This window comes from Clostridium sp. 1001275B_160808_H3 (assembly GCF_015550425.1).
GTDB lineage: Bacteria > Bacillota > Clostridia > Clostridiales > Clostridiaceae > Clostridium.
The window spans coordinates 1-24,721 of the sequence record NZ_JADNAT010000032.1 but is presented as its reverse complement, the minus strand read 5'-3'; the positions used below and the strand labels follow the sequence as shown (position 1 = coordinate 24,721).

24 protein-coding genes are annotated in these 24,721 nt (G+C 28.2%); 2 read left to right on the top strand and 22 right to left on the bottom strand.

What is annotated here, in order from left to right:
* Window positions 1-42: 42 nt before the first annotated feature.
* From gnpA to I2A75_RS16665, 3 genes are read right to left on the bottom strand one after another with little or no spacing between them, the layout of a single operon-like run.
* A complete protein-coding gene (gene gnpA, locus I2A75_RS16675) occupies window positions 43-2,202 on the bottom strand; it encodes a 1,3-beta-galactosyl-N-acetylhexosamine phosphorylase (protein WP_195266732.1) in 2,160 nt (719 codons plus the stop codon).
* Window positions 2,203-2,217: 15 nt separating this feature from the next.
* The gene (locus tag I2A75_RS16670) at window positions 2,218-3,114 is read right to left on the bottom strand and encodes a carbohydrate ABC transporter permease (RefSeq protein WP_195266731.1); all 897 of its coding nucleotides are present in this window, start codon (window positions 3,112-3,114) and stop codon (window positions 2,218-2,220) included.
* A 12-nt stretch (window positions 3,115-3,126) separates the two neighbouring features.
* Complete coding sequence (locus I2A75_RS16665; RefSeq protein WP_195266730.1) at window positions 3,127-4,020, bottom strand: sugar ABC transporter permease; 894 nt, start codon at window positions 4,018-4,020, stop codon at window positions 3,127-3,129.
* 184 nt (window positions 4,021-4,204) lie between these two features.
* Between I2A75_RS16665 and I2A75_RS16660 the strand changes: the two genes are divergently transcribed.
* A complete protein-coding gene (locus tag I2A75_RS16660; RefSeq protein ID WP_195266729.1) occupies window positions 4,205-5,074 on the top strand; it encodes an AraC family transcriptional regulator in 870 nt (289 codons plus the stop codon).
* A 67-nt stretch (window positions 5,075-5,141) separates the two neighbouring features.
* On the opposite strand, the gene I2A75_RS16655 is transcribed toward I2A75_RS16660, so the two are convergent.
* Window positions 5,142-5,900, bottom strand: coding sequence for a tRNA threonylcarbamoyladenosine dehydratase (locus I2A75_RS16655; RefSeq protein ID WP_195266728.1), 759 nt, complete (start codon window positions 5,898-5,900; stop codon window positions 5,142-5,144).
* Between the two features lie 402 nt (window positions 5,901-6,302).
* Here I2A75_RS16655 and I2A75_RS16650 point away from each other — a divergent pair, with 402 nt between their 5' ends.
* Window positions 6,303-6,995 carry a 5'-methylthioadenosine/adenosylhomocysteine nucleosidase gene (locus I2A75_RS16650; RefSeq protein WP_195266727.1) on the top strand — a complete coding sequence of 231 codons (693 nt, stop codon included), beginning with the start codon at window positions 6,303-6,305 and terminating at the stop codon, window positions 6,993-6,995.
* Window positions 6,996-7,235: 240 nt separating this feature from the next.
* Here the strand turns inward: I2A75_RS16650 and I2A75_RS16645 are convergent, their stop codons facing one another.
* From I2A75_RS16645 to dnaX, 18 genes are all read right to left on the bottom strand, one after another.
* Entirely contained in the window at window positions 7,236-7,640 is a 405-nt protein-coding gene (locus tag I2A75_RS16645) for a GtrA family protein (protein WP_195266726.1), read from the bottom strand.
* Between the two features lie 3 nt (window positions 7,641-7,643).
* On the bottom strand, window positions 7,644-8,609 hold the full coding sequence (locus I2A75_RS16640) for a glycosyltransferase family 2 protein (protein WP_195266725.1): 966 nt from the start codon (window positions 8,607-8,609) through the stop codon (window positions 7,644-7,646).
* 24 nt (window positions 8,610-8,633) lie between these two features.
* Complete coding sequence (locus I2A75_RS16635; protein ID WP_195266724.1) at window positions 8,634-10,481, bottom strand: LTA synthase family protein; 1,848 nt, start codon at window positions 10,479-10,481, stop codon at window positions 8,634-8,636.
* Between the two features lie 2 nt (window positions 10,482-10,483).
* The gene (locus tag I2A75_RS16630) at window positions 10,484-12,007 is read right to left on the bottom strand and encodes a hypothetical protein (protein ID WP_195266723.1); all 1,524 of its coding nucleotides are present in this window, start codon (window positions 12,005-12,007) and stop codon (window positions 10,484-10,486) included.
* Between the two features lie 224 nt (window positions 12,008-12,231).
* The gene (locus tag I2A75_RS16625) at window positions 12,232-12,738 is read right to left on the bottom strand and encodes a small multi-drug export protein (protein WP_195266722.1); all 507 of its coding nucleotides are present in this window, start codon (window positions 12,736-12,738) and stop codon (window positions 12,232-12,234) included.
* Between the two features lie 101 nt (window positions 12,739-12,839).
* Entirely contained in the window at window positions 12,840-13,259 is a 420-nt protein-coding gene (locus tag I2A75_RS16620) for a hemerythrin domain-containing protein (protein WP_195266721.1), read from the bottom strand.
* Between the two features lie 249 nt (window positions 13,260-13,508).
* Window positions 13,509-14,063, bottom strand: a complete 555-nt coding sequence (locus tag I2A75_RS16615) for a rubrerythrin family protein (protein ID WP_195266719.1) — start codon at window positions 14,061-14,063, stop codon at window positions 13,509-13,511.
* A 518-nt stretch (window positions 14,064-14,581) separates the two neighbouring features.
* Entirely contained in the window at window positions 14,582-15,817 is a 1,236-nt protein-coding gene (locus tag I2A75_RS16610; protein ID WP_195266717.1) for a DUF1015 family protein, read from the bottom strand.
* 25 nt (window positions 15,818-15,842) lie between these two features.
* Complete coding sequence (locus I2A75_RS16605) at window positions 15,843-16,748, bottom strand: D-2-hydroxyacid dehydrogenase (RefSeq protein ID WP_195266715.1); 906 nt, start codon at window positions 16,746-16,748, stop codon at window positions 15,843-15,845.
* A gap of 188 nt (window positions 16,749-16,936) precedes the next feature.
* Window positions 16,937-18,013 carry an alanine--glyoxylate aminotransferase family protein gene (locus I2A75_RS16600; protein ID WP_195266713.1) on the bottom strand — a complete coding sequence of 359 codons (1,077 nt, stop codon included), beginning with the start codon at window positions 18,011-18,013 and terminating at the stop codon, window positions 16,937-16,939.
* 288 nt (window positions 18,014-18,301) lie between these two features.
* Window positions 18,302-18,748, bottom strand: coding sequence for a large-conductance mechanosensitive channel protein MscL (gene mscL / locus I2A75_RS16595; RefSeq protein ID WP_195266711.1), 447 nt, complete (start codon window positions 18,746-18,748; stop codon window positions 18,302-18,304).
* Complete coding sequence (locus I2A75_RS16590) at window positions 18,749-18,934, bottom strand: hypothetical protein (protein ID WP_195266709.1); 186 nt, start codon at window positions 18,932-18,934, stop codon at window positions 18,749-18,751. It lies immediately after the preceding gene.
* Window positions 18,935-19,230: 296 nt separating this feature from the next.
* The gene (locus I2A75_RS16585; RefSeq protein ID WP_195266708.1) at window positions 19,231-19,479 is read right to left on the bottom strand and encodes a pro-sigmaK processing inhibitor BofA family protein; all 249 of its coding nucleotides are present in this window, start codon (window positions 19,477-19,479) and stop codon (window positions 19,231-19,233) included.
* 67 nt (window positions 19,480-19,546) lie between these two features.
* Window positions 19,547-19,804, bottom strand: coding sequence for a DUF2508 family protein (locus I2A75_RS16580; RefSeq protein WP_195266706.1), 258 nt, complete (start codon window positions 19,802-19,804; stop codon window positions 19,547-19,549).
* 79 nt (window positions 19,805-19,883) lie between these two features.
* Entirely contained in the window at window positions 19,884-21,419 is a 1,536-nt protein-coding gene (gene cls / locus I2A75_RS16575; RefSeq protein ID WP_195266704.1) for a cardiolipin synthase, read from the bottom strand.
* Window positions 21,420-21,440: 21 nt separating this feature from the next.
* On the bottom strand, window positions 21,441-22,037 hold the full coding sequence (gene recR, locus I2A75_RS16570; protein WP_195266702.1) for a recombination mediator RecR: 597 nt from the start codon (window positions 22,035-22,037) through the stop codon (window positions 21,441-21,443).
* Between the two features lie 165 nt (window positions 22,038-22,202).
* Window positions 22,203-22,547 carry a YbaB/EbfC family nucleoid-associated protein gene (locus tag I2A75_RS16565; RefSeq protein ID WP_195266700.1) on the bottom strand — a complete coding sequence of 115 codons (345 nt, stop codon included), beginning with the start codon at window positions 22,545-22,547 and terminating at the stop codon, window positions 22,203-22,205.
* 148 nt (window positions 22,548-22,695) lie between these two features.
* Complete coding sequence (gene dnaX, locus I2A75_RS16560) at window positions 22,696-24,315, bottom strand: DNA polymerase III subunit gamma/tau (RefSeq protein ID WP_195266698.1); 1,620 nt, start codon at window positions 24,313-24,315, stop codon at window positions 22,696-22,698.
* Window positions 24,316-24,721 lie beyond the last annotated feature (406 nt).

The following is a 24,721-nucleotide window of genomic DNA, read 5'->3' as shown; positions in this document are numbered from 1 at the left end:
CTAGTAAAAATTAATCCATATATAATTTGCACTAAATTAATCTTACTTTATATCTATCCATTTAATTTCTGTAGGATTTAATTCCATAACAATTAAATTACCTTCACCATCATAAATATTAGATACTTGCTTTTCGTTAGAATTATTTATAACTGCGTATCTATTTGATTCTAAATAAGCTGATACCTCACAATAAGGATTATCTGAATACCACATCTTCATTTCCTTTTCCTTATTTGCAGCATAATAACAAGCTCTTGTTAAAACACGTGTATTTTGAATTGAATACGGTAGTCCTGCTATATATACAGTTCTACCTTTTCCATAGCCATTAGCAGCCATTAATAAATCACCATTGGTGTATTTTATTACTTCAGTTGATTCTTTTAATGCATATATATTCTTTTGACTTTCTCCAAAATTCAACTCTTCAAATATATCTTCTGTTATGAAATGCTTATCTAATTCCTTAATAAAGTATTTATCTGTACTTAATGAGAATCCTAATTCTTTATCTACTCCTAAAGCATCTGCAAGTTGGAAGTAATGTCCTCCATTTAATATAGCTGAAGGTTCTCCAATTCCTACAAATCCTCCACCGTTATAGATCCACGCTCTAATTTTAGTAACTACTTCTTCATCAAGCCATTTTTCTCCACCGCTAAATGCAGTGCCTGCATCTCCAGCATTTATAATTACATCAATATCCTTTGGAATTCCCTTATTTTTTATATCATCAAAGCTTATAAAACTCACATCTACACTCATACCACTTAAGGCTTCTATAACTCCTAAATATGAATATATTTGTTTATACCATAAAGCATGTGCTACCATATGTGTTTGCCATGTACGTAATTTTCCCCAACAGTTAATAACTGCAACTTTTAATCCACAATACGGCTTATTTCCATTTATGGTTTCATATATTTCTCTAAATTCATTACATACACTTTCTATATAATCAACAAACTTAGGAAACTTATATGCAAGTGATAAATATCCACCATAACCTATTCTATCTACTGGCTTTCTCATTATTGCCCGTCTAGCTGTTATCCAGTTTTCTCTAGCTTCTACAGTAGGATCATTTCCTTCATAAAATGTATCTGGGAAAAAATATGGTAGAAAACGTCCTTCAGTATATTTAACACCTGGAATATCTGCTATCATTCTAAGGGTAGCTCCACTACCGACTGAGCCAACTACTGCGTCTAATCCTATATTTTCAAAGTATTTTCCATAAGGCTCCGTTCCTATCCAGTTATCTCCAAGGAACATCATTGCTTCTCTTCCGTGTTCATGAGTAATATCAACAAGTTTTTTTACATTATTAGCTACAAATTCTTGTTGAAAATCCATATAATCTAAAAACTTTTTAGTTGGAACTCTAAATGAACTATTATAATATCCTTGATCTATGATATCCTCTGGTCTTAGCTTATATCCTTTTACCTTTTCAAATTCTCTTAATGCCTCCGCACTCACACTTGAACTATATCCAAACCAATCAACATACTTTTCCTTAGCCCTATCATTAAATACCAATGTAAAGTGATAGAAAAATGTTGTAAATCTCACTACATCAGTTTCTGGATGCTCATCTAACCATTTATGCATTGCTTCAAAAATATACTTATTTGTCTTTGGATTTCTTGCATCAAATGGTATTTCATGAGGCTTATCCCCCCATTTGTTAGTTATGTGATTATACATTTGAGTAGGATCCCATATGCAATATGCTAAAAATGATACTGTATATTCATGCCACGCTTTTGTATCATTTATCATTACCTCTTGTGCTTCTTCGTTATATTCCCATTTATTTAAATCAACAACCTCTCCCGTTGTCCTATCAATTACTTCCCAAAACTCTTTAACATCATGATAAGAATCTGGTTTTACTTGCTGATCAAAATAACCTTCCATTATCTTTATTGTTAATGTTTCACTATTAGCTAAATGATGTTTGGTCATTAAATACGTTTGTTGTAATTCATCCATATTTTGCTCTGCCCACTTATTATCACCACGTGTTACAAAATAAGTAGAATATATTTTTTCTGCTAGCCCCTTTATTTCTCTTGGTAGCTTAAATCCATCACAATCACGGATTGCGTCTGCCCCCCACTTTTCCGCTATTTCCATTGTCTCTTTTATAAAATTATCATCAGTTGGGATTGTAACTCTTCCTTTATTCATCTTTATCCTCCTCTATTATTCTTTTATTCCGCCTACTGTCATACCTTCTGTAAGCTTCTTTTGAACTAATATATATAAAATTATTGTTGGAATCATAACTATAACTAATCCAGCATATAAAGCGCCGTAATCAGTTGCTGTTTTTTGAACTTGCATTAAGTTTATTAATCCTAATGGCAATGTTTTGGCCTTATTAGGTAGCATAGTTAATGCAATTATATATTCATTCCAAAATGCTAGGAAATTAAATAATATAACTGTTATTATGCTAGGCTTGGCCATAGGCATTATAACGTGAATTAAAGTTTTTAAATTACTACAACCATCAACATAAGCAGCTTCTTCATATGCTCTAGGTAATGATTTAAAAAATGTCATAAGTAAGTGTATAGTGAAAGGTAATGCTGTTGATGCGTAAATAATACTAACAACTATTCTGCTATCTAAAAATACAGTCATACTGGCTGGTATTGCAAAAATATTCCTTACTAGTTTTTCTCCATCTAGTACTAATAAAAATATAGGTACAACAATATAATTTACATTTATAAATAACCCTGCTGAAAATAGCAAATTTAATACCTTTCTACTTTTAAATTCAAATCTTGATAAAACATATGCTGCTGGTATTGATACAACTAATAAAATTACTAGAGCTAATCCAGTTACTATTACTGAATTTATAAAGTATTCACCCATATGGGCTTCTACAAACGCTTTACGAAAATTTTCAAAATAAAATCCTTTTGGCAATGCCCATGGATTACCATAAAACTCTGATTTATGCTTAAATGATGCTAATATTGCCCAACCTAAAGGAATTAATATGCTTAAAGCAAATATAGTTAAACATAAATAAGTAAAAATTTTCATTAATTTTTCTGTTGACGTCTTTTTATATGATTTTTCCATATTAATCCCTCCTTAAAACTCTATTACCTCTCTATTTGTTGCTTTACTTATTACGAAAGATAATCCAAAAGAGAAAATAAATATTATTACTCCTATAGCCATTCCATATCCATATGATGAATTAGAATACGCTTGCTTGTACATATAACTTAGAAAAACTTCTGATGATCCATCTGGCCCTCCTGCAGTCATAACCTTTACAAATAGGAAACTTAAATTTATTGTACTAATTATGAAGAATGTTAAAGTAGTTCTTATAACATTCCAAATTAAAGGTAATGTTATTTGAAAAAATTGATTCCATCTTGAAGCTCCTTCTAAATCAGCTGCTTCATAAAGACTTTCTGGAATACTACTCATACTTGCCATATACATTACCATGTAATACCCTACCGCCTGCCATATCATTGCAAATGCTATACACCATATAACTACCCTTTGATCACCAAGCCACATTCTTTTTAAATTTTCTAACCCGAGTGAACTAAGACTTGCATTTATTATCCCTTTATCAGGATCTAGAATTGCTGAAAATATAGCTGATATAACTACAACTGATAATATATTAGGAAAATAAAAAATTACTCTGAAGAAGTTTTTGAATTTAGTATCTTTTCTAGTTAATACTGCGGCTGAAGCTATTGCTAAAATCATAGTTATACCCGTTACTATTACTAATAGAAATACTGTATTTTGAAATGCCTTAATAAAATTTACATCCTTAAATAATATTGTAAAGTTGTCCAATCCTACAAATTTCTTGTTATTTGATAATCCACCCCACTTAAATAATGACATCCAGAATACATTTATAGTTGGAACTATCATGAATAGTATAAAAAGTATTAGTGCTGGGATTACTGAAAATCCTATAAACACTTTATTTACAGTGCTTTTCTTATGCATTGTTCATAATTCCCCCCTCATTTTTTCTCTTTCTATACATTTATTCTATCTTCATGAAATCTTTTACACAATAATATTGTTGCTTACTTTTTTAGTGATATTGCTATCCACCAATATTATGTAATTATGTATATTGCGTTATAATAAAAAATAGATAAAATAGTAAATAGATTGGAGGTGTATTATGAGCAATACAAGATATTTAATAAATAAAAAGAATTATGATCCAAATTATGAACTAATTTATATAAGTAAATCAAAATTTGAAAACGACTGGCATAGCACAGCTCATTTTCATCCATTTACAGAAATATTTTTTATAACTGATGGAAAAGGAGCCTTTCATTTAGATGATTCCATTGTTGATGTTAATAAGTGGGATCTAATTATAATTAATCCTAACTGTTTACATACAGAAAAATCATCTTTGTCAGATTCCCCTTTAGAATACATTGTTCTCGGAATAGACAACCTATTACTAAACCTTCCCGAATCCTATAGCTTAACTAATAATGAGCAACAAATTAATCTTTATAGGATTATGAACTTTTCTAAAGATAAAGAATTAATACTTAGCCACTTTAACCAATTAATTAATGAAATAGAAAACAAAGAATTTAATTATGAACATGTATGTAAAAGTATCCTAACACTATTCATAACACATATCATACGCAGCACAGCTTCGATACAATTCATTGAAGAATCCCAAGATAAACTAAACTTAGAATGTATAAAAATTAAAAACTATATTGATTCACACTATGCGCAAAATATAACTTTGGACTTTTTATCCGATTTATCTTATATGAATAAGTATCACTTAGTTCATACATTCACTAAGCAAATAGGGATTTCCCCTATAAACTATGTTATAAATAAACGGATACAAGAAGCAAAAAATCTACTAGCTACTACTGGCTATTCAATTAGAGATATTGCTTCCATAGTGGGCTTTGGGAACTCCTCTTACTTCAGCCAAATGTTTAAAAAAGTAACTGGAATTTCTCCAAAAAGCTATAGAGTAGAAAACTCAAAAGATAAAACTATTTAAAAATTAAGGAGTAAGATTCATTATAAAAAACAACAAATCTTACTCCTGATTTTTAAATATTTATTAATTAAATTTCACCTATAATAAATTTTATAACTTCTCCTCCAAGAATCATACCTGCAACTGGAGGAACAAACGATATACTTCCTGGTATTTGTCTTTTAGTTGCACATTTTTTAGTACCACCTGTACAAACACAACCAGTCTTACAAGTAACTACATCTTCATCTTTTGGTCTTCTTGGCTTTTCTTCTGAATATACAACCTTAAGATTCCTTACTCCTTGTTTTCTTAGCTCGTATCTCATAACCTTAGCTAAAGGACAGACTTTCGTATCATATATATCAGCAACCTTAAACTGTGTTGGGTCAAGCTTATTTCCTGTTCCCATTGATGCAATTATATTAATATTTTTTTCATAGCAATACTTTGCTAAAGCTATTTTTGCTGATACAGTATCAATTGCATCTATTACGTAATCAACATCATCAGGAATTAATTCACCTAAATTTTCAGGAGTAACAAATACTTGATGAGTAATAACATTACACTTTCTATTAATAGTAAGTATTCTTTCCTTCATAACTTCAACTTTTACTTTGCTTATAGTTCCATATGTAGCATGTATTTGTCTATTTAAATTAGTTAAACAAACAGTGTCATCATCTACTAATATTAAGGTTCCAACTCCAGCTCTTGTTAATGCTTCAACAGCAAAGCTTCCTACTCCACCAACTCCAAATACCATTACTTTTGCATTTTTTAATTTTTCTAGTCCATCATTTCCTATAAGTAATTCTGTTCTAGATAATGGATGTTGTAACATTCACTTCTCTCCTTTTTATATCTTATGTATAATTTCACAAAAGAATAATTTTAATTTATATCTTATTTTAGACTATTATTTATTTATATACAATAATATTATTTTCCATATAATAAAAATAATATAGCTCAACATAATTATTAATAATAAAACTATTTGTTTTATTTAAACAAGTTTTATTATATGATAATATAAGTTATAAATTGCAAATCAATTTAATAGTGAAAAGTTAATATTGAAGAAGTAAAAAGTTTAGGATGTTTTTCTACGTAAAACTAAACTGTAGGCATAAAGCACTTTTTATTCAAAAATCCTATAAGGATTTTCTCCTTCACTTTTTCATTATTCACTCTTCCATTATTGACCATTTTGTTTGCAAAATATATTTCAAGGAGGATAATTATGATTTTAGGAATTATAAGTGCAATGGCAGAAGAATTAGAATTACTTCTAAAGGATATGTCTATTGAAAAAGAAACTAAGAAAGCAAATATGACTTTTTATAAAGGGACTCTAGGCGATAAAAATATAATTGCAGTTGTTTGCGGTATTGGTAAAGTAAATGCTGCTATTTGTACTCAAATATTAATATCTGAATATGGAGTATCTTCTGTAATAAATGTTGGAGTTGCAGGTGGAATCGGTAAAGACATTTATCCTGGAGATGTTGTCGTTGGAACAGATTTAGTTCAACACGATATGGATACAACTGTATTTGGCGATCCTCATGGTCAAATTCCAAGATTAGATACTTTTTCTTTCAAATGTGATGATAAATTAGTTAAAGCTGCTTTAGCTGCATGTGAAGAAATTAAAGAAATCAACACCTTTTCTGGTAGAATAGTATCTGGAGATCAATTTATATCAAGTGTTGAAAAAATCCAATGGTTTGAAAAAGAGTTTAATGCAATATCTTGTGAAATGGAAGGTGCGAGTATTGCTCATGTATGCTATTTAAATAATATTCCATGTGTTGTTATTAGATCAATCTCTGATAATGCTAATAATGGAGCTCATATGGATTATGAAAAGTTTATTCCTATAGCAGTTAGAAATTCAACTAAAATACTAAGAAAAATGATTCAAAACCTTTAAAAAGGTTAAAAAATGTAATATTGCTTATTCCATCGCTTCGCTTCAAGTCAACGCAATATTACATTTTTAACCTAGAAACTAAATGTAATAATTCCTCATTCTTTTGAATTATACAAATGTAGTATTATAATTTTTTATATAGTTATAATATATTATTTTCTTTCATTTTTCAGTCACTTCGCTCCAAGTCGCAACACCATATTATTTTACCTATTCATACTGAATGTAATAACTTTTCTTCTAGTTTTTATTATTAAATGCGAAAAATTTCATAAATATAAATGTTATTGGTACACCAATAATGGCTGCTAATCCATATGCAATTAACTTATATATACCCATAATATTAAATACTATTAAAACTATTATATTTTGAATTATGAAATTAGGTATATATGATATAGTAAACTTAATAAATTTATTAAAGTTTAATTTTTCTTTAAATGTTACGTAACTATTTAATATATATGAAATTATTAATCCTGAAATATATCCACATATAAACGCTATATTTTCATTGAAAAAATTTGAATATATATAAGAAAAGATAACTCCATTAAAGGTATTAATTACTCCAATAATAACAAAAATTATAAATTCTTTCGAAAAAAATATATTCTTAAATTTGTTAATTAAATATTCCATAAACTATCTAACTCTTTCTTCAGTATTTATAATCTTATTTGCTATAATAAATCTTGGTCTTTGCTTAGTTTCATTGTATATTTTACCTATATATTCGCCAATTACGCCAAGTGATAGTAATTGTATTCCACCAATCATCCAAATTGAAATCGTTAATGATGTCCATCCATCTTGGGTATTTCCGAAAAATTTAACTATTAAAGAGTATATTAAAGCTATAAAGCTTAGTGCAGATATTGAAAATCCTAAGCCTGTAATTATTCTTATTGGTTTAATACTAAATGAAGTTATTCCATCCCAAGCAAATGCAAGCATCTTTTTAAAAGGATATTTTGATTCTCCTGCAAATCTTTCATGTCTTTCATATTCTACTACCGCATACTTATATCCTATTAAAGGAACTATTCCCCTTAAAAATAAGTTTACTTCCTTAAATTCACTTAACACCTCTAAAGCAACCCTACTCATTAATCTATAATCAGCATGATTATAAATTACTTCAACTCCAAGACCACTCATAAATTTATAAAACCCAAGAGCTGTTGTTCTTTTGAAAAAAGTATCTGTATTTCTAGAAGACCTTACACCATATACTACGTCATTCCCCTTATAATATTCCTCTACAAATTTATCTATTACTTCTATATCATCTTGTAAATCTGCATCTAACGATATTACTATATCTGCATATTCTTTAGCTGTCATAAGTCCAGCTAATAAGGCATTTTGATGCCCCTTATTTCTTGATAAATTTACTCCACTGAATATGGTATCTTCCCTATAAAGATCATTAATTATAGTCCATGTTTTATCCTTTGAACCATCATTTACAAATAATATTTTACTATCTCCAGATACTAAATTACTATTAATCATACTCTTAAGCTTATCTGATAACCTTTTTGCAGTTTCCTGTAAAACAGCCTCTTCATTGTAACAAGGAACTACTAAAAATAAAATTTCATTCATTACTAACCCTCCATAAAGTTCTTACTATCTCCCAAAGTAATTATTCTTGATAATTTTTTCCCCTATTTCATAAGATTTTAATAAGTGTTCCTTCTCTTCGTTACTTTTCACATTACCCTTAATCTCATTACCCTTTATAATTGTTGCATCTCTATTAGTATTTAATAAAATTCTTCCCATAGAATAATTTATGTACTTACTATCATCCACTCCAAGTAAATATAAAACGGTTGTTGGAATATCGACTTGTCCACCACTTACCTTTATAACATTAGGCTTCATGTCCTTTGAATACATAATTAGTGGTATTCTATTATCATACTCCTTCCACCAATTTCCATCATAATCTAAATCTTTTATATCATCGTTATAATATTTATGGACACCAGCATGATCCCCATATATTACAACCATCGTATTATCTAAAATTCCCTTTTTATCTAATTCATTAAAGAAGTTCTCTATTTGTTTATCCGTGTAAAGTACACTTTCAAAATAACCCCCAAGGTAACTCTCATCTATCTCTTTAGGTAAATCTAACTGTCTATACTTTTTATCAATATTAAACGGTCCATGATTAGATAAGGTTGGCGATTGGAAGAAAAACGGTCTATCTACATTCTCCAACTTATTTGATACTTGAGTTAAAAAACTTCTATCAGATAATCCATATCCTACAGTTTCTTCATATATGTAATCACCGATATCCCATAGGTTTTTAACTCCAAAGCTATTCTTATGAATTTCAGTCCAATTAAATTCTCCTATTTCCTCGGCATGAGATGATATTGTATTATATCCTTCTCCTTCTAATATTCTAGGCAATGAATTACTATATGTATCTTCACCATAATTTAATGCTGTTATCTTGTCTCCCAATGGATAAATTGATGTATTAACCATAAAGTCACAATCAATGCTGTTTCCAGCATTATTTTGTTCATATATATTAGAAAAATATAATCCTTCTCTTGAAAGCTTATTTAAAAAAGGTGATATTTCTTTTCCATTTACACTCTTATTTATCACAAAATTTTCTAAGGACTCAACTTGAATAAAAATTACATTCTTTCCTTTTTCACTTCCCTTATATTCATTTGGCTGTAACTCCTCCTTATTATCTGATATCCAATTTTCTATCTCTGTCTTCTCGTCTATTGATAATGGATTCAATACTTTAGATAGAGTTCTATAAGATTCTATAAGATGGTATCCTATAGGACCTGATGCTCTTGAAGACATTAATGTACTCCATCTCTTTGTAAGGATTCTATTTTCCCATCCTCCAAGGCTTAAAATATCTATTAAGAAAAATGATATTACTAATGTAATAATTGCATAACTATTGGTTAATAAAAATTTTCTTACTCTTCTACTATCATTACCTATTGTTTTTTTAATGATTGCATAAATAATTATAAAAACAATATCTACTATAAATAATAAATCTATAGCTCTAAATTGATATAGAGATTCTCCTACAGGATTAAATGTACCTATATAAAACATATTTTTTAATCCTAGAAAGTCTCTATTTACTCTAAAGTACCATAAGTCCATAATTAATAAGAAGCTATATGATATATTAATGAAAATATAATAAATGAGTTGTTTATTCCCTTTAAATAAATATCCACATGAATAAAACAATAAGATAAAAGCTAAATAGACAAAAATGAATTTAAAACTTATATTATTGATTTTAATTACATCTGCAGAACTTACTTCTATTAAAGCCATAAACAAAAGTGACTTAATTAGCATATCTATAATTGTTGCAAATCTAAACTTACTTATCTTAGAAAATGATAATTTTATATTATGCCCACGAATGTATTCAAAGATTCTATTCTTTATTTTGCTTATATCCATATTTAATTTGCTCCAATCCTATTGTTTAAAAATACTTTCTTCTTAATAAAATCCATGAGCTTAAATAAAATATAAACTAGGCATATAAACAATAGAACATCAAATACAAAGTTAAACAAATACAATTGTTTTGCAGTATCTGCCTGCCCATTACCTACATAGGGCATAGGAAATTGTATTGCTCCTATTAACATTAATCCCCATAATAGTACTATCTTATTTTTTATCTCTTCATTAGACTTATTTCTTAAGAAATTAATTATTGACACTATAAATATAGCTATAAAAACACTTATTATAAACCATAATTTTTTTGGTAACTTATCTTCTCTAAAATCAGACCAAGTTGTAAATCTATTAAGTTTTACAATTGGTTCTTCGCTGTCATATCTATATCCTTTTCCTAAAGATGTACTTGTAAAAAAGGCCTTCCCAGCAGTATACTCCATTCCTTCTATCAATCTTTTTGGGTGAGTTAAATAGAATTTGGCTAGTTTCCCGTTACTTATCTTACTATAAAACTCTTCTTCAGTAATTGGAGTTCTAGGAACATATTTTACATATTCACTAGCATCTAAATAAGCATGTTTTCCTGCCTCACAAGCCATATCTGGATTAAGTCCTAAATCAATTAAATCTTGCTGTGGAGTTTTTGATCCATTAAGAACTCCATAAAAAACAGAATTATACTGAGTATCCTTACTAATATTTTTATTTACAATATTTATTTGAATTGGATAGATTATTATTATAATTAAAAACACCATTAACCATTTTAATTTTTTAGGTTCTAAAACTTTTCTATTATCCCAAAGTACTTTAGCTAAAAGAATTATTATAAATGGTAATGTAGTTAATACTTGCATCTTAGATCCTAAGAACATAAATGCTGAAATATATAAAAGAAAGATTTTAAATCCTATTTTTTTATCATCCTTTTCACTATACTTACATCTAATATAGTATAAAAATGCTGCTAAAAATAACAATAATGTACTTAGCATCATTGGCTCCCCATATAAACTATTAAACCAAACTATATAATTTCCATCCATGAAGACAAAAGCACTTAATAAAGCCATAATACTCAACTTAAAGTTACTTTTTATATTAAAATTCTTTAATATAAGTGCTATTGAGGATATATAAATTATTGCATATGCAATTGCAAGATACTGAGTTCTAAAAACTCCTTGTCCTACTATCTTACAAATAAAATTTATAAAAATAATTAGATACCCCAAACTAGAACTAACTATCCCCACTAATATGGTATTGGCATTTATATTTATCTTATAATCAGTAACTATATACTGATAGAATCTTTTAAAATCAGGATTTCCTTTATCCGAATCTAGAAGTGATAATCCTGAAGAACTCATAACTCTATCAAAATCTCCTTGATCTGCTACTCCCATCTGAGGATATTTGAATAGTATATAAGATATTATTCCAATTGATAAGATAGCAAATATACCTAATATATATTTTGTATACTTATTTTGAATACTTTTTTGTATTTTCATCGATTTGTCCCCCCCACCAATAAATTACATTTATTATATTATATCACTATTATTACTATATTTTATATATTTTTTTATTTTTAACTCATCTAGTAAATTTTAATATATTTTATGATTTTTATATTAAAACAAATCTTAATGCCATAAAAAAAATATTAACTTACTATATTTATGTTATGTAAGTTAATATCTTATTTGTGATTATAATTATTTATTCATTATGTTTAAGCCATTGCTCTAATAGCAAATGGAATTCCATAGGATATAAAAGTCATTATTATTGTTGCTATCATTATTCCTATAAAAATTGATAGAGATGCTTTTTTAATATCAATTCCTAATAATGCTGCTATTAGTGCGCCCGTCCACGCACCAGTTCCTGGTAGAGGTATTCCTACAAATAATGCAAGCCCCCAAAATTCATACTTTTGAATCTGATCGCTTTTCGACATTGATTTTTCTTCTAATTTTTCAACTAAAGGTCTAAATAACTTAGTCTTTTTCATCCAATTAAATACTGGTGTAATGAAGAATAGAATAAATGGTATAGGAACTACATTTCCTATAACACATAAAACTATAGCCTTAAATACTCCTATCCCTAATAATGAAGCTGCAACTAAACCACCTCTTAACTCCAAAATTGGTACCATTGATATTATAAATGCTACAGCTTCCTTCGGCATAAAACTTAATGTGTTAGTAAACCAATTAATTAATGAATCTGTCATAATATGCTCCTTATACTATATTTTCTTTAAATCTTATTTATTAAAATGTAATTATTTGCATATATATAAGATTACATAATAAACCCATAGTATTCAAGTCCTTATTTTTTTAAATTCTTAAGCTTTGGATATAAGTTCTTATCTTCTTTATCTATTCTATTTTCTAATAGTCTTAATACCTTTTTACTTTCTATTAAAAACTTATCTTTATCATTTAATATCTTATTTTTAGTATTAAATTGATTTTTGAACTCCGTAAATATTACATGAATATTTCCCATTTCATCACTATATTCCTTAGATATATTTCTTAAATTACTATCATTACTGTTGATTAATTCTGGATATAAAAACTTGTCCTCTGTTTTCATATGAATATTTAGTTTTCCAGCAAGTGTATTTATATCCCAAACTAATTCATCTAAACTATCTTCAATATTTCTTAAATTCAAAGTACTATTAATTTTTTTAAATAATTTATTTATCTCTAAATGTTGTCTTTCTAGATTATCTATATTCATATACGTAACTCCTATCTTTAATTTCATATATTTTTAACTTAGCTAAATTATAAATCAATTTCATTGTATTTTATGTGATTAGAGTCACAATTTTACTTATTATGAAAAACAACCTAATAATAAAAAATTGATAATAGAATAAGTCTTTTATAACCCATCCATATATAAATAGATATATAAATAAAAACATATACAAATAAGATGCATATGTTTCTATTTACTATATATTTATTTAAAATAATTTTTATATTAGAAAGATTTGAATATATCTTTTTTTGCACCACAAACTGGGCAGTTTTCTACATTATCTCCAATTTCAGTGAATCCACAAACCGGACATACATAGATAGTTTCATCGCTTATATCTTTTTGTTGCTTAGCCATATCTTGAGCATCTTTAAACATCTTCGCGTGGATTTTTTCTGCTTCTAAAGCATAATGAAAAGATCTTTGAGCATCAGTTTCATTTTGAAACTTTGCTGTTTCTAAATAAACAGGATACATTTGATCTATTTCATGTAATTCACCATCGATTGCACCTTGTAGGTTTTCAACTATATTTGTATGGCCAAATACAGCTCCAGCAGCAACTGTTTTATCTCCAACTTGTTCATTTAATACATTAAAATGATTCTTAGCATGGCACCATTCTGCATAGGCAATTCCTCTAAAAAGTCTTGCTATATTTGGATAACCATCCTTCTCAGCTGAATCCCCCCAAATAGTATAACGCATATGAGCCATACTTTCTCCACCATATGCTGAACTTAAAAAATCTACTGTCATTGCATTTTTTACTGACATAATTTAAACACATCCCTTCAACTAAATAACATTATTATTATTCCAAATATGAGAATAATAATTCATTATTTATAGAATTCTCTCTAGATAATATTTAATGTATTACTTTATATAGTTATACATTATATAAACAACCTACTACCACCCCCGTAAATTTATGGAAGTTATTAGCGAAGTATAATATATTTTAAAATTATTTATTTAAGTATAAATCATATAAAAATAAAGATATTCAAATTTAATTACTCCATACTTCTCTAAAATCATCATAAACTTTATATGCCATGAAAGCACAAAATAAATCTACTTTTAAAATCTCAGATGATTATAAAGGATTTATATGATTATATTTTTATATTTCAGCATAAATAAAAAAAGAGTTATAAGTTTAGGCATTATCTATTTTAGTACTTTATGCCATCTAATTCTAATAACTCTTTTATCTTATTCTTTAACTAATTTCTTAATTTAAAACAATAACCTTTTATTATTTTCTCACCATTTCATTTTAGTAGCTCCTAGAACTTATGAATAAAAAGTCCACTTCTAGGTTTTGGCTCAAACCATGTTGATTTTGGCGGCATTATTTTTCCGCTATCTGCTATATCCATAATATCATCAGTAGTTGTGGGATACATAGAAAAACTAACTTTCATATCTGTATCAGCTCTTCTTTCAAGTTCTTTTAACCCTCTAATACCTCCAACAAACTTAATTCTCTTAGACTTCCTTGGATCATCTATTCCTAGTATTGGTTTTAAAAGATTATTTTGAAGTATTGATACATCTAATCGATCTACTGGGTCATTTGGATTAAATATTCCATTCCTAGCTTCAAGTAAATACCATTGTTTTTCTAGATACATTCCAAAAGTATGTTTTTCTTTCGGTTTAACTTGTTCATTACTTTTAGTAACTATAAACTTTTCACTTATCTTATTTAAAAACTCTTCTTTTGAAAGTCCATTTAAGTCTTTAACAGTTCTATTATAATCCAATACCTCTAACTCGCTATCTGGATAGGAAATTGATAGGAAATAATTAAATTCTTCCTCTCCAGTATAATTTTCTGTTTCTGCCCTCTTTATATGCCCAACTTTTACTGCTGATGCTGATCTATGATGTCCATCAGCAATATATAAGTATTTTACTGATTTAAATAATTCACTTATTTTATTTACTGTACTTTCATCATCTATAATCCATACAGTATGTGATATTCCATCTTCTGATTTAAAATCATAAATAGGTGCTTTTTTCACCCATTCGTTTATTATATTTGAAATATTTTTATTTTCTCTATAAGTTAAGAAAATAGGACCTGTATGTGCCTCGCATTTATAAACATGATTAATTCTATCTATTTCCTTATCTTCTCGTGTTAACTCATGCTTCTTAATTATATTATTAGTATAATCATCTATTGAAGCACAGCCAACAAGACCAACTTGACTTCTTCCATTCATAACTTGCCTATAAATATAAAAGTTAGGCTTTTTATCTTCTATATAATATCCCTTTTCAATCATTTCATCTAAATTTTCTTTTGCTTTTTCATAAACCCTATCATCATATACATCTATATCACTTGGCAAATCAACTTCTGCCTTATCTACATGCAAGAATGAATATGGATTATCTTTTACCATTTCTCTAGCTTCATCACTATCCATTACATCATAAGGAAGTGCTGCTATTTTATCTGCTAATTCTCTTATAGGTCTTATACCCATAAAAGGCCTCATTACTGCCATTAAAATTCCTCCTAAATTCTATAGCCTAGTTAAAAAAATCCCTTATAACTGAGACTACCTCTTCTCCAATTCTTTCTTGTGCTTCTATTGTTGATGCACCAATATGTGGAGTACAGCTAACTCTTGGATGATTAACTAATGCTTCATTTGTATTTGGTTCTACTGCAAATACGTCTATCCCTGCTCCTGCAATTTTTCCGCTATCTAATGCCTCTAATAGAGCTTTTTCATCTACAACTTTTCCTCTTGCACAATTTATTATATAAGCTCCATCTTTCATAATATCTAACTCTTCTTTTTTAATTAAAGATCCATTTTCTTTATCATAAGGAACATGTAATGAAATAAAATCTGATTTTTTAAGTAAGTCATTTAACTCTAGAAATTCATAATTTATATCATCTTGCTTGCCAAATACATCATTATATACTATATTCATTCCTAATGCTTTTGCTTTGTTAGCAAGTGATTTACCTATTCTTCCCATCCCTATTATTCCTAATGTTTTTCCTCCAAGCTCAATTCCTTCATATTTCTTCTTATTCCATTCACCATTTCTCATAGTGTAATTTGAAGTTCCAACAAATCTTGCTACTGCAAACATGTGAGCTAACGCTAACTCAGCAACTGAATCTGAACTTGCATTTGGAGTATTTTTAACTGTTATTCCCTTTTCATAAGCTGTGTTTAGATCTATATTATCTATCCCAACCCCAGCTCTTATTATAAGTTTTAATTTCCCACCTGCAGCTTGTTCTAATACATCCTTAGTTACTTTTGTTGCAGATCTTACTACTAAAGCATCAAACTCTTTAAGTTTCTCTCCTAAAAATTCTTTATCATAATGTTCATCCACAACCTGAAATCCTAATTCTAATAATTTATTAATTGCATTTTCTTGCAAACCATCACTTACTAATATTTTATACATTTCTACGCCCCCTATTTAATAGTGAAAAAGTGAAAAAATGAAAGAATGAACAAGTTAAGATAAAATCCTTTAAGGATTTTTGAATATAAAGTGATTCGCCCCTATATCCCTTAAGCTTTGCATAGCAAAGCAACCCCAATTCTTTCACTTTTCAATTTTTCATTAGTAAATTGCTCTGCAATTTATTATTACTCTAAACCTAAAATATCATTTATATTACTTAAAAGCTCATTTACATCTTCCATTTGGCAATCCGCCATGTGAGCTATTCTAAATGTCTTATCTTTTAGGCTTCCATATCCATTTGATATTTGGAATCCTCTCTTTCCTAGTTCCTTATTTAATGCAGACACATCTATTCCCCTATTATTTTTAACTGTTGTTAAAGTATTAGACAAATAGTTTTCATCTGGGAAAATCTCAAAATATTTTCTTGCCCATGCTCTAACAACTTTAGCCATTTCTATATGTCTTGCAAATCTATTTTCTAGACCTTCTTTGTTTAGTATATAGTCTAGTTGATAATCTAGCGCATACATATGAGATATTGATGGTGTTGAAGGATATTGATAATCCTTCTTTTGAATATATTTATATAAAGATAATAAATCTAGATAAAATCCCCTATTAGGTACCTTTTCTGCTCTTTCCTTTGCTTTATTTGAAAAAGTACATATTGCCATGCCTGGTGGCAATCCTATTGCTTTTTGTGTTGAAGTTAAACAAATGTCTATTCCCCATTTATCAACCTCTATCTTTGTTCCTGCAGCAGAACTTACTGTATCTACTATAAAAACAACATCTGGATATCTTTTTATAACTTCTCCAATCTTTTCAATTGGATTCATTACTCCAGTAGATGTCTCATTATGAGTAACTGCTACTAAATCATACTTACCTGTTGCCAATGCTTCATCAACCATTTCAGGCTTAATAGCATTTCCCATTTCTACTTCAAATAAGTCAGCAGGAACGTTATTTGAAATTGCCATCTCATACCATCTCTTTCCGAATGCCCCAACGGAAAATACAGCAGCTCTTTTTGCTGTACAGGATCTTATAGCACCTTCCATAAGTCCACTACCTGATGTAGTTGAAAGTAATATTTCACTTTCTGTAAAAAATAACTTTCTTAAGTTGTTGCTAATCCTTCTTTGAAGTTCTGAAGCCTCTTTGCTTCTATGCCCAATCATAGGATTTGCCATCTGTTCTAAAACATCTGGTCTTACCTCAACTGGTCCAGGAATAAATAGTTTTTTATGCATCGTACCTCTCCCCCATATAATCTTCATTTTTATTGCTTATTTAATTATTGTTAATTTTACTACTTTTTTACACATTTAACAACCTTTTTTCGATTCTTTCAATATAATATTATTAAAAGTATCGTTTTATTACTAAAATAATAATTTCTATTATCATCTTATGCTCTTGTACTATGTTTGAATACTAATTTAAATATAAAATAAAGCTACAGCTCCTTTTATATTATAAAAAAGCTGTAGCCTTTAATCCTAAATATATTTATATCTATTATTTATACTATGTACTAACTATTCTTCAGAAGCCTCTGGCTGATTCTTTAATAAATTTCTTATTTCTGTTAACAGTTCTTGTTCTACTGTTAACTTTTTCTTTTCTTCTTCCTTTTTGGCTTCCTCTTCTTTTTTACCATTTAATTTATTAACTATTTTTATAAATATAAATATAGACAGTGCTATGATTAAAAAATCAACTATGTTTTGAATAAATAACCCATAATTTAATGTGACTGCATCACTTACACCTTCTACTGCTGGTTTTAATACATATGAAAGATCCGAGAAATTAACTCCACCTGTTAAAACTCCTATTGGTGGCATTATAATGTCCTTAACTAAGGATGAAACTATTTTATTAAAAGCTCCCCCTATAATTACCCCAATTGCTAGATCTAACACATTTCCTTTCATTGCAAAGTCTTTAAATTCACTTATAAACTTCTTTCCTTTTTCCTTCATCTAATCAATCCTTTCATAATGTTCATCAAACGTTAGAATAGACTCTGTTTCTCTGCAATACTTTACACACATACATTGTCCCAAATGCCTAGGACACTTATAACATAGACACCCTTTATCATCACCATTACAACTTTTTTTATACTCTGGACAATAGTTGCAATTTATTCCATTACCTGCTGGCATAATAATGTTCCCCCTTAAATTTAATTTATATTTATTTTATCACATGAGTCAATATATAAACTTAGTAATGTTTTGTAAATTAAAATAATGAAAAATGATACTCTTTCATTTATAAATTATAGTAACCATTTTTTACAATCTACATATACTGATCTCATAAGAGGCTTTTCACTCATAATAGACTGAAAAAACTTCTAACTCCCATCTATATAAACTTTTGGGAACTATAAGTTCCCTCTCTCATTAAAATAAAAGAGATTCAATTAAAACTGAATCTCTTTCATTTTTATAAAGATTTATAAAAACAGTTGAAATATTACTAAAAATATAACACCAGGAACTCCTAAGAATCCTGCTATTAATGCTGTTATTGCATTTATTCCTATTGAAAACCCGAAGTAAGAACCTAAAATATTTGTTAGGTATAATAAAACTATTCCTATAATACCATTTATTAAAATTTTTAATGGCCATTTTAAAAATTTTATTAATAAATACAATAGAACTAGTCCTATTAATCCATATAAAATCATATTTAAATCCATATAAATCCCCTCCGATTAATATTATGTATTATTTAACAATAATATTAATATATTGCATACCTATATATTAGTTTATTTTTCTTAATTCTCTTCTTTTAGCCATAGATATTAAATAATCATATCTAGTTTTAGCTACATCTTCTGCATGAATTGCTAGTTCAATTAATTGAGGATCGCTTACTGAATTAAATAATGATCTTGCTACTTCCATTTCTGTTATAGCATCTTTTATTGCACTCAATAACTCTAAGTCATCCTCACTGTATTGTATCTTATTTTTCTCCGCATTTTGCATCAATAAATCTAGAATGGTTTTCTTATCCATTTTCTATCCTCCCAAATAATTTATATATTAAAATATTATCCAATTTTTAACAAAATTATTCGAGATTTATTAACTTTTCTTACATTAACGGTGCAAAAACTCTTAATATTGCTGTTATAAATTTATTTGACCATTTGATTCTATGGCAATCCTCTATTGTTATCAACTGGCAAACCTTCAAAGTTTCTAGGAAGTCATTCTTAATTTCCATTAATGATTTTGTCTTATAAAGTAAAACTCCACATTCAAAATGTAAATAAAGGCTTCTGTAATCCATATTTATAGTTCCTATAACACCTATTTCATCATCAGATACAAATGTCTTAGAATGTATAAATCCAGGAGTATACTCATATATCTTTACTCCTGCTTCTATAAGCTGAGCATAATATGCTCTTGTTACCATATGAACATACCACTTATCTTCTATATGTGGAGTAACTATTATAACTTCTACACCACTTTTGGCTGCCAAAGTTAAAGCAGTTACTAATTCATTATCTACTATTAAATATGGCGTATTTATATAAACATATTCTTTTGCTTTATTTATAATATTTAAGTATACATTTTCCCCTACAGTTTCATCATCAAGAGGACTATCACCATAAGGTTGAACATATCCATCCCCTTCGAACTCTTTATCATAATTCACATATGGCTTATATTTTTCATAGTCTTCTTTTTGACCACAATTAAATTGCCATGATTGAAGGAACATCATAGTTAAATTCCAGACAGCTTCTCCTCTTATCATAATTGAAGAATCCTTCCAATGGCCAAATCTAACTATTTCGTTTATATATTCATCAGCTAAGTTAATGCCTCCTGTAAATGCAGTATGACCATCAATTATTGTAATTTTTCTGTGATCTCTGTTATTCATTATAACTGATAGAAATGGCACAAATGGATTAAATACTAAACACTTTATTCCCTTTTGCCTTAACCTCTCGTCATACTTATAAGGAAGTGTTCTTAGGCATCCCATATCATCATATATTAACCTTACATCTACGCCTTCTTTTACCTTATCTTCTAGTATTTCCAAAATACTATCCCACATCACACCTTCTTGGATTATAAAATATTCCATAAAGATATAATGCTTTGCTTTTTTTAATTCTTCTTTTAGCTTTTCAAAAAACTCTTCTCCAGGTGATAAATATTTTGTAGTAGTATTTTTATAAATAGGACTTGCTGCATACTTATTTAAATATTTTACTTGGTTTGCAATTCCCTTATCTTCTTTTTCAATTTCACTGAGTATATCCTTATCTTGAATCAATAATTTAGCTGTTTCGTTGTGTATATTAGTTATTCTGGCTCTAAATTTCTTAGTAGTTTTTCTTAATCCAAAAAGCAAATAAAATAGCCCACCAAAAACAGGAACTAAAAGTACAGGTATAGTCCACGCTAGTTTGTAAGAGGGATTATCCTTAGTACTAACAATATAAATAACTGCAAATATACTTATTAGAAATAATAATACATATAGATATACGAAGGATTCAGAAAGCTTCCATATAGCAAAAATAAGAATTGATAATTGCACAATAATAAGTAGCCCAACAATTGCCATTCTACTAAATAAAAATTTTAATATCTTACTCATACATCCACCTTTCAATTATATTTATATCTCTTTTCTACCTTCTAATGCCTTTGAAAGAGTTACTTCATCAGCATATTCCAAGTCTCCTCCTACAGGTATTCCTGAAGCAATTCTAGTTACTTTTATATCTAATGGTTTTAAAATTCTAGATATATACATTGCTGTTGCTTCACCTTCAATATTAGGGTTAGTTGCTATTATGACCTCTTTAACATCAGCGCTCATTCTTGCAACTAATTCTCTTATCCTTATATCTTGTGGTCCTCTTCCTTGCATAGGTGATAAATTTCCATGTAATACATGATATGATCCATTATATTCCTTAACCTTTTCCATAGTCATTATATCTTTAGGTTGCTCTACAACACAAATTACATCTTTATCTCTATTTGGATTAGAACATATTGCACAAGGGTCCTTGTCTGTAAAGTTACCGCATATTGAACAATACTTTATTGTTCCCCTTGCTTTAACCAAGGCATCTGCAAACTCTTTAACTTCATCTTCTGGAAGATTCAATACATGTAACGCTAATCTTTGAGCTGTCTTTTGGCCAACACTTGGTAGCTTGGCAAATTCTTCAATAAGTTTTTCTATAGCAACTGGATAAAAATCCATAAAATCATCCTTTCCGTAATTTAAATACATAAAAAGGCGAAATAAATTCGCCTTTTTATGTTTTAATTTTATTTATAAATCATTCATAAATAATTAAACATTATTTATGAATTTCTAATTATTAATTGCAAACTACGAACAATGCAAATTATTAATTATTAATTATTAAAAAAGTCCTGGTATATTCATTCCACCAGTTAATTTACCCATTTTATTTGCGCTTTCTTCATCAGCTTTTCTTAATGCTTCATTTACTGCACTAAGAACTAAATCTTCTAGCATTTCAACATCATCTGCATCAACTACTTCTGGTTTTATGTTAATTGAAACTACTTCCTTTTTACCATTTGCTTTTACAACTACAGCACCACCGCCAACTGAAGCTTCAAACTCTTTAGTTTCAAGATCCTTTTGCATTTGCTCCATATCCTTTTGAAGTTTTTGCGCTTGCTTCATTAGGTTATTCATGTTTCCTCCACCAAATCCGCCTGGAAATCCTCCTCTTGCCATAAAAACATCCTCCTTATTATAAAAATCTATTCTTTATTATATAGTATTTTTCTTTATTTTACTACATTTAAGATACTATTTGCATTAATTTTCATTCTTATTATTCTTATTTTTCATTTTGTTTATGTGCATATATTATAACTTAATTTTATTCATCTAATATATCTACCATATCAGATCCTAAGGTTTCTAAAAGCATATCTGCAGTTGACTTTTCACTACTTGATGTTTCTTCAACCTCAAAAACAATTTTTATATCTTCTCTAAAAATTTCTGCTAATACTTCTTGTATTATTGCCTTATACTCTGGCTTTTCTAATCTATCCTTATTAAACTTAAATTGATCCTCATATTCAATAGTTAAAACACCATTTTTACATTCCACTGGCTTTCCAGTAAGCATTGATGCATATACTATCATAGCTCTTCTTGCCTTAAATCTCTCTAGAATATCCTTCCATGATCTTTGAATATCATTTATAGTTACCTTAGAGTTTTCATTTGCTACAATATCATTATTTCTAGGCTTTGGCTGTTCTCTATTAGGCTTATTAGTAACAGCTTCTTTTTTGGCATCACTTTTATTAGGAGATGCTGCACTGACCACTTTAAGGCTACCATTTTTTAATCCTTCTTCAAGCTTATTAATTCTAGTTAAAATAACTTCATTAGATGTGTCATATTCTATTTTACACATTTTAATAACAGCTAATTCTAAATATAACCTAGCTTGCTTGCTTATCTTTGCATTAGATTCGGTTTCTTGAAGAATTCTTATATATCTCATTACTTCTTCTGCTCTAATTTTACTTGCTTGATCTTTTATTAATGCTATATTTTCTTCTGACATATCTAATACTTCTTCGGGATTATTAGTAACCTTAGCCATTAATATATTTCTATAGTGAGCTATCAAATCCTTAATAAATAGATAAATATCTTTTCCAGCATAAACAACTTCATCTATTATATTGATAGATTTTTCTACATTTCTTTGTATTACAGAATTAGTAAGATTGAACAAATGATCATTAGTAACAAGTCCAAGCATGTTTATAAGAACATCATACTCTACTGCTCCATTTCCCATTGATATAGCTTGATCTAATATACTTAAAGCATCTCTCATTGCTCCATCTGATACTCTTGCAATTAAATTTAGGCTTTTATCATCTGCGAGGGCATTTTGCTCATTGACTATTTTTCTAAGACGTTCTGTGATTTCATTATTATTTATTCTCTTGAAATCAAACCTTTGACATCTTGAAAGAATAGTAATTGGAAGCTTTTGCGGATCTGTTGTTGCTAAAATAAATATAACGTTCTTTGGAGGTTCTTCTAAAGTTTTTAAAAATGCATTAACAGCACCAGTAGATAACATATGAACCTCATCCATTATGTAAACTTTAAATCTAGCCTCTTGAGGAGGATACTTTACGTCATCTATAATATCTCTAATTTTATCAACACCATTATTAGAAGCTGCATCTAATTCAGTAACATCAATTGCTAAACCTTCATTTATTTTTCTACACATTTCACATTCATTACATGGCTCTCCATCTTTTAAATCTAAGCAATTTAAAGCTTTAGCAAATACTTTAGCTGTTGTTGTTTTTCCTGTTCCTCTTGTTCCACAAAAAAGATATGCATGAGCAATTCTGTCATTTAATATTTGGTTTTTAACTGTTGTTGTTATATGTTCTTGACCAACAATATCATAAAAATTTTGTGGTCTCCATTCTCTATATAAAGCTGTATATCCCATAAAATCATTCCTTAAATTTAATTATTTACTTATATTATAAACTAAAGCTGAGAATTAATGAAGGATTGAAAGTTTTAATTTTGAATCCTTCATATTTATTTTTTCAACATGCAAGTCACGCAACAAAAACTTGCATCTTATTTTGTTAATATTACCTTCACATTTTAATTTACAAATGCTGTAATTATTTTTCGTTAAATTTTAGACAATCATTCGTCTTTTGTTATTATATTCAAATTATACATAATATTTACTTATAAAAACCAATAAGTATTTATAATATATTTTTACCTTTAACCTTTAATTATATATACAATCTTATTTTATAATCGTTGAATGAAAAAGTAACTTCCGTTTTAGCGTAAGCTATTGTAACTGCAAGAGTAAAGTCAGTTTTTAAATATAA